We start from the raw sequence: 11432 nt of genomic DNA on the forward strand, positions 1-11432 counted from the left end.
CTTATACTTTATGTTGCTGTCGTTGAAGATTGGAACGATAAGCATTGAAAATTCTGGCTTTGGAAACAAAACCCAGGTATTGATTTCCATTTTCTTTGTCAATCACCGGTAGGTTCCAGTCACCCGTCCGCTGGAATTTCGTCATCACATTACGCATATGTTCATCCGGGTAAACCTCCGCATGGGGCTTGTGCATAATGGTTTTCACTACAATTTCCGTCCGCTTGTTGTCATCAAACATCAGCTCCCGAATATCATCCAGCGTCACGATGCCTTTTAACTCTCCCTGCTCATTCACCACCGGGAAAATATTCCTTTTTGAGGCTTTTACCAATGGAATCATGTCTTCAATAGTGGCCGTGGGCAGGACTTTGAGCAGGTCGGTTTCTATGAGCTTATTCATATTGATGGAGTTCAGCACCTGTCCGTCGCGGTCATCCTGGAAGATCTGCCCTCTTTCGATCAGTTTTTTAGTGTAAATGGAATGGGGCTCAAAAGCCATGATAACGAAATAACTAATAGCGGAGACCAACATTAGGGGCACCATTAGGGTGTAGCCACCCGTAATCTCAGCAATCAGGAATATTCCCATTAAAGGAGCGTGAAGTACCCCACTCATTACACCGGCCATGCCTACCAAGGCAAAATTGATAGGGCTGCAAATGCGATCCCCGATGATCAGGTTAATCACGGTAGCAAATAGAAAACCGGAAATTCCTCCCAGGAATAAAGAAGGGGCAAATATACCACCGCAACCTCCGGAGCCAATGGTAAGAGAGGTCGCCACCGGCTTTAGGAGAATAATACCGGCCAGCATGGATACTAATAAGTATACATTAGTTTCGGAACGTTCGAAGAAAATACCCGCAAAATTAAATACTTCATGTCCCCGGCCATTCAATAGCGCTTTGATGGTCTCATAGCCTTCCCCATAGATGGATGGGAAGATGACGATAATGACGGCCAATATTAAACCGCCGACCAGCCCCCTGAGCAGGTAATTTTTAATTTCCTTAATTTTGGGTTCCACGATATAAGAGATCCGTGTAAAATATAAGGAAACAAAGGCGCAGAAAATTCCTAAACCCACAAACCAAAAAGCATCAGTGGCATGGAATTCATCAATTTGCTTAAAGGAGAACAGTAATTCATTACTGCCAAAGGCAAGGCTGGTCAAAGCACCGGCCGATGAGGCGATCAGTAAAGGGATAAAGGCAGATACTGAAATATCAGAAAGAATGACTTCGATGGCGAAAATCACCCCGGCAATAGGCGAGTTAAAGATGGCGGCAATGGCCGCTGCAGAACCACAGCCAATCAACATGCTTCGACGATTATAATCTAAATGCATCATGGTCGCCATATTGGATCCGATGGCGGATCCCGTTACCACAATTGGGGCCTCCAGTCCAACAGAACCACCGAAGCCAACCGTAATGGCCGAGAGCAACATCCGGGACCACATTTTCCCCCGCGCCATAATAGCGGATTTTTGGGAAATATTAAACAAAACATCCGAGATGCCATGCCCAACCCGCTCTTTCATGATGTATCTAGAGATAAAAACCGTAATCATGATCCCGATAATAGGGAAGAGAATGTAGTAAGGCGTATCCGATAATTCGCTGTGGTCTCCCTGTAAAAAATGCTGAACGGTATGAACAGTTTCTTTCAATAATATGGCACTTAAACCTGCCAGGATTCCGACGATACCACTAAGAATAATTGTGAAGTTTTTATTATTAATGTGCTTTACGCGCCAAAATAAAAACAATCTCAACAACTTTTTCATACTAATTGAAAGACCGATTATTACAATTTAAAATTTCATTTTCCGGAATTATATTTTTTTTGCCTATAGCAAGATAAATATAGCTAATCCGAGCTTTTGGGGAGGCGATTGTCGTAAAAAAAAGGCTTATCATCAAGTTTTTAGACGATTTATTGTGTCCTAGTTAAGGATTTTTTTTCGCTAATTTAAGTTTGATTCAATTTTGCTTTCATAAAAAGGGAAGCTAATGAAATTTTTTTTAATCCATTTAGAAATTCAGATATGAAAAACAGCGTGTGTCAATTGTTTGATATTGAAATTCCCATCATTCAGGCAGGGATGGTATGGTGCAGTGGCTGGCGACTAGCCGCAGCCGTAAGTAAGGCCGGTGGATTGGGAATTATCGGAGCAGGATCGATGCATCCTGAGGTGCTGATGCACCATATCCAATCCTTAAAAGCCGACACTGATAAACCATTTGCGGTCAATGTACCTTTATTATACCCGGAGATTGACCGGCTGATGGATGTTATTATCCAGCAGGAGGTGCCCATTGTTTTCACTTCGGCTGGTAATCCTAAAAGCTGGACGCCGAAATTAAAAGAAGCGGGCATAAAAGTGGTTCATGTGGTTTCCAGTGTGAAGTTCGCTTTAAAGGCAGAGGCTGCCGGAGTGGATGCTATTGTCGCGGAGGGTTTTGAAGCCGGCGGTCATAATGGGCGGGAAGAGACGACGACACTTTGCCTGATTCCGATGGTGGCGGATGCCGTACAAATCCCTGTGATTGCGGCTGGAGGCATTGGTTCGGGCCGTGCTGTTTTGGCAGCCATGGCTTTGGGGGCTGATGCGGTTCAGGTGGGCTCTTTATTTGCTGCAGCGGCAGAATCTTCGGCCCACGACCATTTCAAATCTTTATTGGTAGAGGCCGGAGAAGGCGCAACAGAGTTGGTGTTAAAGAAAGCCACACCGGTGCGTTTATTGAAGAATGATTTCTATCAGCAGATAAAGGAAATGGAAATTGCCGGAGCAAGTGCGGAAGAACTCAGGGGGCATCTGGGCAAAGGAAGGGCTAAAAAAGGGATGTTCGAAGGGGCGCTTTCGGAAGGTGAGTTGGAAATTGGGCAAGTGGTCGCCATGATAAAGGAAGTGGCACCAGCGGCTAAAATTTTGAAAGATCTGTGGGAAGAATTTTTGCAGGAAAAATTAAAATTAGCTAATTTATAGGGTAATTTTTTAATAAAGAGGAAAATGCAGTCTGCTTTTAGGGAGTTATTTTTTGAATTTGAGAATCCTTTTGACGTAGCTAAGTTTTTTCTCTACAGATCAACAATCAAACATGGAAACTATACTTCACCAACTTGCCTTTACGCAAGGGGGACGGGCGTATTATTTTTATTTAACGCCTCACTATTTTTGTTTTTCAAAAAATAAGCTAACTGATGAGGGGGAAAGCAAAATTTCCCTTGAAGGAATTAAAGATAAGTTTGAACTGAAAAGCCAGTTAATCATTGAGTGGGTGGAAGGTTCGCGCTTTTTTAGTTTAAATTCAGGGGGTGAGGAGCAAGGGTTTCATGCCCCTTCTGCAGAGGCCGCTTTGGAAGTGATCAGCATGATCAGAACCCAATTTGAAAAAAATATGGCACAGCAGGCAGAAGTTCCGCTGACTTCAAAAATATGGAATGCCTCAAAATCTTTCATTCCCGCGTATTTTGCTTTAATAGCGATCATTTTTTTTAGCGGGGAAATGCTTTGGGGGCAAGAGCAGTCTTTCATGTTATCCCTGGGAATATACCTGCTTTCGTCCGTAGTGGTGGCTGGAGGATTGTTTTTTGGTTATCGACAATGGATGGACATTCGGAAGCTGACTCATTTTGAATTGAGTGGATTACGAAAATCAATTGAAGTTTAAAAGATATAGCTATCTCAAATGCCAAATATGTGGAAATATTGGATTTGATATTTTAGGGAGGCCATGACGGGGCCTCCATTTTTTTATTTATTTTCTGGCATAAAGATTTTAAAGTCCACCCTTCTGTTTTTTTGTCTGCCCTCTTCGGTATTGTTGTCATATTGAGGCATACTTTCTCCATAACCAATCACAGAAATTTGGTCTTCATTTACCCCAATGTCTTTCATCAGGCGCTCTATTTGCCGCACCCTTTTCATGGACAGTTGCAGGTTGTCCTCTTCTTTCCCAATACTGTCAGTATGTCCCTCTACCAGTACAATTCCTCCCCGGAGCGCATACTCTACCGCGATTAGGAAAGGGTCAAAATTGACATAGGCAAATTCATCCTGTCCGGTGATAAAATAGAGAGACTCCACCATTTCTTCAGGTGTTTTCCCATTCTTTTCCCGCTCATCAATCATCTTCCGGACACGAGCGTGCTCTTCATTGATCGGTTTGGGTAAAATACGTTCTTTCACCTCTGCCAAAGCCGGCTTATTTTCTAATGGCTCGGGTTTAAGCGGTGGAGGAGTCGTGATAACATTACTTTTGGGAGGGCTCACTGGCGTAGATACCACAGTGACCTGATAATCGGCTTTTTCGGAAGGATGGGCTAATTTCTTACCTGATCGACTTTTTTTGGCCTCTAACTTTTCTGGCTTTTTCTTACGTCCTTTCTTACACTGCTTTTTGGAGGAATAACGTTTTTGTTTGTGTCGTATACTTTTACGATGAAAACTTTGCCCATAGCAGTAGTCGCCTATGAAAAGCAGGCTGAAGACAAGGAAGATGAGCTTTAAGAATCGCAATAGTGTAAAGGTTAAGGTTAATGTTAGGTCATTGCAAATCTATAAAATATATTGAAAAATATATATTTATTACATTGGTTGTGAGAGAAATTCACACAAAAAAGCCCCAGCTTGATAGTATTATCGAAATGGGGCTTTGAAATATTACAGGTTATAGGGAAGTTCTTCGATACAAATCCCTTCTACTTCTTCAAACAGATTTTTCGGCAAATGATGCTGAAAGCTTAGCGCATTCAGGCGGGCCATCATCGCATCTCTTGCGGCGAAATAGTTTTCTTTTTCGCTTTCATCAATGGGCTTGGCGGAAGGAATTTTTTGTCTTCTGGGGTCTACCTGTTGTCCGTTTTTCCAGAATCTGAAACAACAATGCGGGCCCGTAGCCAGGCCGGTACTTCCTACATAACCAATTACCTGCCCTTGTTTTACTCTTACGCCGGGCCGGATGCCTTTGGCAATTTTTGACATGTGCAGATATTGGGTGGTAAAAGTGCCATTATGACGAACCTTAACATAATTTCCGTTGTATCGCTTGTATTGTGCCTCTTGAATGACACCATCCCCCACGGACATAATCGGCGTTCCGGTTGGGGCGGCATAATCCGTACCCAGATGGGATTTCCATCTTTTTTGTACCGGGTGGAACCTGCGTCGGCTAAAGCTGGAACTGATACGGCTGTATTTTAAGGGCGCTTTTAAGAATGCCTTTCTGAGGGAATTCCCTTCTTCATCAAAATAGGAATCTTTTTCCCCCTGCTGATAGAAAACAGCCCAATAATCATTGCCGGCATGCTGGAAATAAGCTCCGTCAATATTGGCGATGCCTACCGGATGACCATCCACCTGCTTTTCCTGATAGATAATTTTGAAACGATCACCTTTTTGAATGTGGAAAAAGTCCACCTGCCAGGCAAAAATCTCCGATAATTCATGTGAAAGCAGCGGAGAGGCTCCTTCATCCATCATGGTTTGGTACAGGGAATAATCAATGGTGCCGGTTAAATGCTTTTCGACGATTTCCACTGGTTTAGCACCCCGGTATACACTCACCGAATCTTTGAGGTTGAAGACCACATAGTCTACCGGATCTATTTCGTAAATCATTTGCTCCACAGTTTGCAGTGAATCTTCTTTACAGATCAGGGTATATTGATGGTTGAAAGCTAATTTTCTAACATCAAATACGGTCTTGCTTTTTTCAGCTAATTCGTGGATGTATTTGTATTCAATATTGTGGGGGAGTAGGATTTCCGACAGTCGCTGATTGGGTTTGATTTTGTCCGTTATGACAATTTTATCTTCTACAGGAAGCTCATATAATTTTTGTTCATACGCGATGGTATCGATCGTCAGACTAATTGAATCTGTTAATTCTTTGCTGTTCGTATGAAAGTCTGTCTGATATTCGTAGTGACGATAGAAAAGGGTGAAGCCTGCCCCTATCATTCCCAAAAGTAATATGATGCCGATTGCTTTAATTTTCATTCCCCGGGTGTTCTGCGCGATTAGTCTATTTTTGAATGTAGCTTTGATTTTTCTCAAATTACAAGTCGGTAAATTTAAAGGTATTTTCAATCAAATGCTTGAAAACGCCAACTTTAACGAAAATTAACAAATATTGCACCATGATTTCCTAAGTGTTTGGAATATAATGGGGTTGAAGGAGTTTTTTAGGTAAAGGCTTTAAAATAGGGAAAGAAAAGTAGGGGTAAAAAAAAGAGGCTTCTCAAGCCTCCCTTTAGTATGTTATGCTCCGAAACGGATTTTTATTTCAGAATAAAATGTACCGAAACCCAGTCTCCCTCTTTAATAAAGGATTGTTTTTCCAAACCGAGTGGAGCGGTTACTTCTTCAATAATGGCTATATCTTCCTCATAAAAGCCGCTCAACAACAGGTGCCCTCCGGCTACCATATTGGCCACATAGTCTTTCATTTCATGTACCAATACATTTCGGTTGATATTGGCGATAAGAATATCGAAAGGCTTTTCGAAATTCATCTCCGCTATAGTACCCTGATGAACCGGAATCTCCATATTATTCAATGCGTAGTTTTCTTTGGAGTTTTCTACACACCATTCGTCAATATCATAGGATTCTACTTCGGCTGCGCCTAATAATTGCGCCATAATGGCCAGAATTCCTGTTCCGGTTCCAGCATCCAAAACCCGTTTCTGTTGGTGGTCAATGTTCAGCATATTCTGAATCATTAAGCGGGTAGTCTGGTGGTGCCCCGTTCCGAAAGACATCTTCGGGTTGATGGCAATCTTATAAGGAAAATCTTTCTCCAGCTGATGGAAATCTGCATGAATGGCTACTTGGTCTCCAATGAAAATCGGCTCGTAGTTTTTCTCCCACTCCTCATTCCAGTTTTGCTTTTCTACTTCTACCACTTCATAAGAAAGCTCCGTCATAGCGGCATATCGCGCCATTACTTCCTTAGTCGCTTCCGCCTCGTAAGCATCTACTTCTGCCCAGCCATCAAATCCTTTTTCATTGTCCAAAAAAGAACTGAATCCGGCTTCTGCCAATTCCGCCTGAAGAATATCTCCGAATTCCGGCGTACAGTTGACTTTAATTTCTACAAATTCCATTAATCTATATTATGCTTTTTATTCCATTCCAATGCCAGGGCTTCATGATGCTGAATGAAAGCATCTTTGCCATCGCAGTATTTCTCTATATCATTTTGGCAGGATTTGGCCACTTTTATTTTCAGTGCGCCGTAAGCATCCCGTACTTCGGGAAAGGTTCTTAAATAATCCCGAAAAGCCAAATGTCGCTCCACGTGCTCATCACCTGCAGGGAAAGCATGAATCTGATGGCTGCGGTGATAGCCACCTTTTTCAAAATATCGCCGGCGGGAGATCCCATTTTCTCCTTTGGTCACAAAGCCTAAAGCTTCAAAAGCAGCATTTTGTTGATCTATTACTTCCAGAGAGGAAACCTCTAACATGATGTCAATCACAGGCTTGGCGGCTAGTCCGGGGATGGAAGTACTGCCGATATGATGAATATTTACAATACCCTCGCCTATTTTTTCGTGCAGCAAGCCCGATATTTCTTCAAAATCTGATGCCCAATGGTCTTCATGGGGTACTACTTTTACAAGCATTGTACTCATTTTGATACAGTCAATAATAATTGATTATCGATTACAGCCGGCAAAGCTTTCCGCGTCCGTGAAGAAAACGGTGAAGTGGGCTCTGCTTCTTTCCTCTACAAAAGCGACATTAAAATGTGCGCCCTTTTGTTCGTCCACAAAACACCACATGCCCGGTTTTGTACAATATAGCCAGTTGTCTTCTTCAAAAACGACTAAATCTGCCGAGCTCTCATATTCTTCTTCATAGACTAAGTATTGGGCAAATCGTTCGTCTTCCACCTCAAAAACTTTGCCCATCAGCTGACAGGGATTTACATATTGAGCCACGGATTCTGTCGCACTAAAAATAAGCAGCACTCCGAGGCTGAGAAAAAAGGCTTTAAATGAATTCATGAGATAAGATGATAAAGCGAACGATTAGTCGGTAAAGATAGAAATAATACAAATGAAGACCTAACCCGAATGATTCACCTCTGAATTTAGTGAACCAGCTTAAATCTCTCACCAACCATTCCACTCAGGTATTTTGCTTTGAATTTTTATAGCCCTAATTGGGCTACGCTTGCCTCCTCATCATTCATTTGCTTCCTTGGAAAAAACGCCAAATGGAAGACTATTCCTTCATTTTTCCGCCTTGCAGCTAAACAGGGGTTTAAACAGGTATCTTTTGGGTAAAATGTATTTTTGGACGGAAAATAAGGGCAAAAAAAAGCACGACCAGAATTGGCCGTGCCTTGCAATATGTTGAATCTTTCAGATTAGAAAGACTTTACGATATCGATGAAGTCACGAGATGCCAAAGAAGCACCACCGATCAAACCACCATCAACGTCCGCGCCAGCGAAGATTTCGTTCGCGTTAGATGGCTTACAAGATCCACCGTAAAGGATAGATACAGAATCAGCAACTTCCTGACCGTATTTAGCCGCGATGTGCTTACGGATCTCAGCGTGCATTAATTGTGCTTGCTCAGCAGAAGCAGTTTTACCAGTACCGATCGCCCAGATTGGTTCGTAAGCGATGATAAAGTTAGTCATTACTTCAGCAGACAAGTGGAATAAAGAAGCAGTCAACTGATCGCAAACGAATTTGTAAGCGACATCATCACCTTGCTCACGAGTTTCCAAAGCCTCACCACAACAGAAGATTGGCTTCAAATCAGCCGCCAATGCAGTGTCCACTTTAGCCGCCAACAACTCATTAGACTCATTGTGGTACTCACGACGCTCAGAGTGACCCAAGATCACGTACTCAGCACCTACAGATTTGATTTGAGAAACAGAGATCTCACCAGTGTAAGCTCCTGCTTCGTGTGCGCTACAATCCTGAGCAGCGATCGCTACATTTGCAGCATCTTTTACCAATTTACCTACAGCATCCATGTGGATTGCAGGTGTACCCATGATAACAGTTACATCTGATGGTGCCTCATCAGCAGCCATATTTACTACTTCAGATGCTAAGATTTTACCCTCTTCCAGGGTTTTGTTCATCTTCCAGTTACCAGCAACGATTTTATTTCTCATGATCGTAGATATATTGTATTAAAGTTTGATTCAAAATCGGATAGCAAAGATAGAAACTTTAGGAAGTCAAACTTATGATCTATGTGGTACTTTTTCGCCCTTTATAGCGAATTAAATTGAAAGCCTTGAAAATTTTATATTGGAATGATCTTTCCTACCTTGAGACCCGGTTGATATTTAGAAAATTCTAATGTTTATGAAGCGAAATCCCCTATTTCAATGGTGTTGCTTGTTATGTTTATTGGTGATTGGAGGTGTAGAGGCGCAGGCACAAGAGGAGCGCCATCGCCAGTGGGAAGACAGAAGTTTTTTGGTTCGCCAAATCAGTTTAAATGATAAACCGATGACCTCGATGGGTGGAGAGGCAACGCTGAAAGGCGCCATTTTTACCCTAAAGTTTGATGGCAGTAAGCCGATCATCTTCATTTTTGATCGAAAACAGGTAATCGGAAAGGACAAGGACAATATGTTTTTTACCGGTAAGGACAATCAGGATCGGAATGTGTCCGGGAAGATGTCCAATAAAATATACCCCGATCTTCAGGGGCGCTATGTTGATTTCAATATGGACATCAAGGGAGGAGGCCATATGCGGCTGATCATGGATGAAAATATGTTCGTGGATTTGAGCGATAGCACCAAGACGGAAGATGCAAATTATGTAAACGAATAAATGAAAATACCCAGCATGAAAAAATTGATCCCATTCTTATTGGTGATGTTGGCTTTTTTAGCCACCCCAGCCTTAGCGCAGGATGATGACATTGACAACCTAAATGCCGCCACCGGCATTCGTTTTTTAAATTTTGGTAATCAGCTACCGGATGATGCCCTTTCCTCCCGTTCCGTGGTTTTGGTTTCTGTGCCTCCGGTGGGGAATGGTAGCTCTGAGCGTGGGGACTGGAAGAGCTTAGCAAAAGAAGCGCATAAAGGGTTAAAGAAAGCCGGAATTGATGCGGTAGGCTATTTCTATTATGATGATGTGATGGCCAATGAAGATGTGACAGCCGCTTTTGTGCAGGAGTGGAGAAGCAGAAGAATTTCCAATATTGTGTTTCTTTCCAAGGTCGAGTTAAAAATTAAGAAGAAGCCTTCTTTAAGGAATGTGGTAGTGGTCACCTCCTTTAATGGAAAACTGTCCCTGACAAAAGACGGGCAGCTTGCCTGGATGGATCAAAATAAAGATTTGGCGGCCATCATGAAAAAATTGGGCAAGGCAGCAGCCAGAGCGGATCAGCCTAAGGAAAATAACCTGATTAATGATCAGCCTGAATTTTTTGAGGATGTGGAACTGTTCAAAGCAAAGCGTTACACCAGCTATTCCATTAATCTGAAAAGCGATAAAATTGGAGTGGTGAAATTTCGTAAAATTCCGGTTCCGGCCTCTCCTCCTGGTGGTATGATCAATAAGAATTTGGTAAAGCAGGCCAAGGAAATTAATGCACAGATTGATAAAGCCAATGATGAGCTTGGGCGTCTGATGAAACAGTACCCTTTTAAATATGAGTTGATCGATTATGATCCGGCCAAGTTTAAAGACCTGAGAAAGCAGGGCGTTTTGATGATTCTGGAGCCCATTTATTCCTCTGGGCACAGCGTTCAGCGATTATTGAACTATGAAGTAGATTTGAGTGAAACGGAATTGATTACCGTGAAGCCTAAAGATGGAGGGGCAGTATTCAGAACGATCCCGGTGAATGCGCCAGTGTATAAGTGGTATATGCGATCTACGGTGAATGATGCCATTTATCTGGGGGAGCAATGGGATGCGGATGAAACATGGCAGGAGGCCCTGATCAACCACATTAATAATCTTAAGAAAGCTTATAAATTGTAAAAGACGGCTTAACTGTTTGTGAAACACCTGTGAAACGCTATAAAGAATTGATATTCAGAGCGCGATTCACAGGTGTTTTTTTGTGAAACGCTGTGGAATATTTGGGGAAATCCTAATCTTTGGATCCTGATTTATTTGAACAGCACCAAAAGGGAACTACCATAAAATTGTTCGTGAAACAGCTGTGAAACAATTGGGGCTGCTGTTATTCAGAAGGTTAATTTCTTGGTTTAGTCTGTGGAACAATGTGAAACACTCCTCTACCTACAGAAAATAAGGAAAGGATCTCGGAGTGTTACGGCCAGTTTTGAATCCGCAAAAAATGCCGACCAAACTAAGCATGATTATTGCCCACTCATTCCAGCCTAAGAACCCTTGGAAGGGTTTTCGATCAATTTTCAATAACAGGAAGCCTTTTCTCTCCCTAATCCGGGATAA

General features: G+C 42.4%; 11 protein-coding genes. 4 read left to right on the forward strand and 7 right to left on the reverse strand.

The window, feature by feature from the left end; all coding sequences use genetic code 11:
* Position 1 precedes the first annotated feature (1 nt).
* A complete protein-coding gene (locus NG22_RS15430) occupies positions 2-1792 on the reverse strand; it encodes a chloride channel protein (RefSeq protein WP_053406545.1) in 1791 nt (596 codons plus the stop codon).
* A 261-nt stretch (positions 1793-2053) separates the two neighbouring features.
* Here NG22_RS15430 and NG22_RS15435 point away from each other — a divergent pair, with 261 nt between their 5' ends.
* Both NG22_RS15435 and NG22_RS15440 read left to right on the forward strand, forming a co-directional pair.
* Entirely contained in the window at positions 2054-2995 is a 942-nt protein-coding gene (locus tag NG22_RS15435) for a nitronate monooxygenase family protein (RefSeq protein WP_053406546.1), read from the forward strand.
* A gap of 112 nt (positions 2996-3107) precedes the next feature.
* Positions 3108-3680, forward strand: a complete 573-nt coding sequence (locus NG22_RS15440) for a hypothetical protein (RefSeq protein ID WP_053406547.1) — start codon at positions 3108-3110, stop codon at positions 3678-3680.
* A gap of 83 nt (positions 3681-3763) precedes the next feature.
* Here NG22_RS15440 and NG22_RS15445 read toward each other — a convergent pair whose 3' ends face one another.
* The 6 genes from NG22_RS15445 to tpiA form a co-directional block, all read right to left on the reverse strand.
* A complete protein-coding gene (locus NG22_RS15445; protein ID WP_053406548.1) occupies positions 3764-4528 on the reverse strand; it encodes an OmpA family protein in 765 nt (254 codons plus the stop codon).
* A 144-nt stretch (positions 4529-4672) separates the two neighbouring features.
* Positions 4673-6010 carry a peptidoglycan DD-metalloendopeptidase family protein gene (locus NG22_RS15450; protein ID WP_082305144.1) on the reverse strand — a complete coding sequence of 446 codons (1338 nt, stop codon included), beginning with the start codon at positions 6008-6010 and terminating at the stop codon, positions 4673-4675.
* A 281-nt stretch (positions 6011-6291) separates the two neighbouring features.
* Positions 6292-7119, reverse strand: a complete 828-nt coding sequence (gene prmA, locus NG22_RS15455) for a 50S ribosomal protein L11 methyltransferase (protein ID WP_053406550.1) — start codon at positions 7117-7119, stop codon at positions 6292-6294.
* Positions 7119-7640 (reverse strand): GrpB family protein, encoded by a 522-nt coding sequence (locus tag NG22_RS15460; RefSeq protein WP_216597632.1) that lies wholly within the window; start codon positions 7638-7640, stop codon positions 7119-7121. Before NG22_RS15460 ends, prmA begins: the two co-directional genes overlap by 1 nt.
* 33 nt (positions 7641-7673) lie before the next feature.
* Positions 7674-8024 carry a DUF6150 family protein gene (locus tag NG22_RS15465; protein WP_053406552.1) on the reverse strand — a complete coding sequence of 117 codons (351 nt, stop codon included), beginning with the start codon at positions 8022-8024 and terminating at the stop codon, positions 7674-7676.
* A gap of 365 nt (positions 8025-8389) precedes the next feature.
* Positions 8390-9157, reverse strand: a complete 768-nt coding sequence (gene tpiA / locus NG22_RS15470; RefSeq protein WP_053406553.1) for a triose-phosphate isomerase — start codon at positions 9155-9157, stop codon at positions 8390-8392.
* Between the two features lie 196 nt (positions 9158-9353).
* Here tpiA and NG22_RS15475 point away from each other — a divergent pair, with 196 nt between their 5' ends.
* Positions 9354-9830 carry a hypothetical protein gene (locus NG22_RS15475; protein ID WP_157601147.1) on the forward strand — a complete coding sequence of 159 codons (477 nt, stop codon included), beginning with the start codon at positions 9354-9356 and terminating at the stop codon, positions 9828-9830.
* A 15-nt stretch (positions 9831-9845) separates the two neighbouring features.
* A complete protein-coding gene (locus NG22_RS15480) occupies positions 9846-10994 on the forward strand; it encodes a hypothetical protein (RefSeq protein ID WP_157601149.1) in 1149 nt (382 codons plus the stop codon).
* The last annotated feature ends 438 nt before the right edge of the window (positions 10995-11432 follow it).

Origin of the sequence: Persicobacter sp. CCB-QB2 (assembly GCF_001274635.1) — a bacterium.
Taxonomy (GTDB): domain Bacteria; phylum Bacteroidota; class Bacteroidia; order Cytophagales; family Cyclobacteriaceae; genus Persicobacter; species Persicobacter diffluens.

Excerpts from the sequence above, each read along its gene's own strand:
- NG22_RS15430 (WP_053406545.1), bottom strand. The coding sequence starts at position 1,792 with ATGAAAAAGTTGTTGAGATTGTTTTTATTTTGGCGCGTAAAGCACATT.
- NG22_RS15435 (WP_053406546.1), top strand. The coding sequence starts at position 2,054 with ATGAAAAACAGCGTGTGTCAATTGTTTGATATTGAAATTCCCATCATT.
- NG22_RS15440 (WP_053406547.1), top strand. The coding sequence starts at position 3,108 with ATGGAAACTATACTTCACCAACTTGCCTTTACGCAAGGGGGACGGGCG.
- NG22_RS15450 (WP_082305144.1), bottom strand. The coding sequence starts at position 6,010 with ATGAAAATTAAAGCAATCGGCATCATATTACTTTTGGGAATGATAGGG.
- prmA (WP_053406550.1), bottom strand. The coding sequence starts at position 7,119 with ATGGAATTTGTAGAAATTAAAGTCAACTGTACGCCGGAATTCGGAGAT.
- NG22_RS15460 (WP_216597632.1), bottom strand. The coding sequence starts at position 7,640 with ATGCTTGTAAAAGTAGTACCCCATGAAGACCATTGGGCATCAGATTTT.
- NG22_RS15465 (WP_053406552.1), bottom strand. The coding sequence starts at position 8,024 with ATGAATTCATTTAAAGCCTTTTTTCTCAGCCTCGGAGTGCTGCTTATT.
- tpiA (WP_053406553.1), bottom strand. The coding sequence starts at position 9,157 with ATGAGAAATAAAATCGTTGCTGGTAACTGGAAGATGAACAAAACCCTG.
- NG22_RS15475 (WP_157601147.1), top strand. The coding sequence starts at position 9,354 with ATGAAGCGAAATCCCCTATTTCAATGGTGTTGCTTGTTATGTTTATTG.
- NG22_RS15480 (WP_157601149.1), top strand. The coding sequence starts at position 9,846 with ATGAAAAAATTGATCCCATTCTTATTGGTGATGTTGGCTTTTTTAGCC.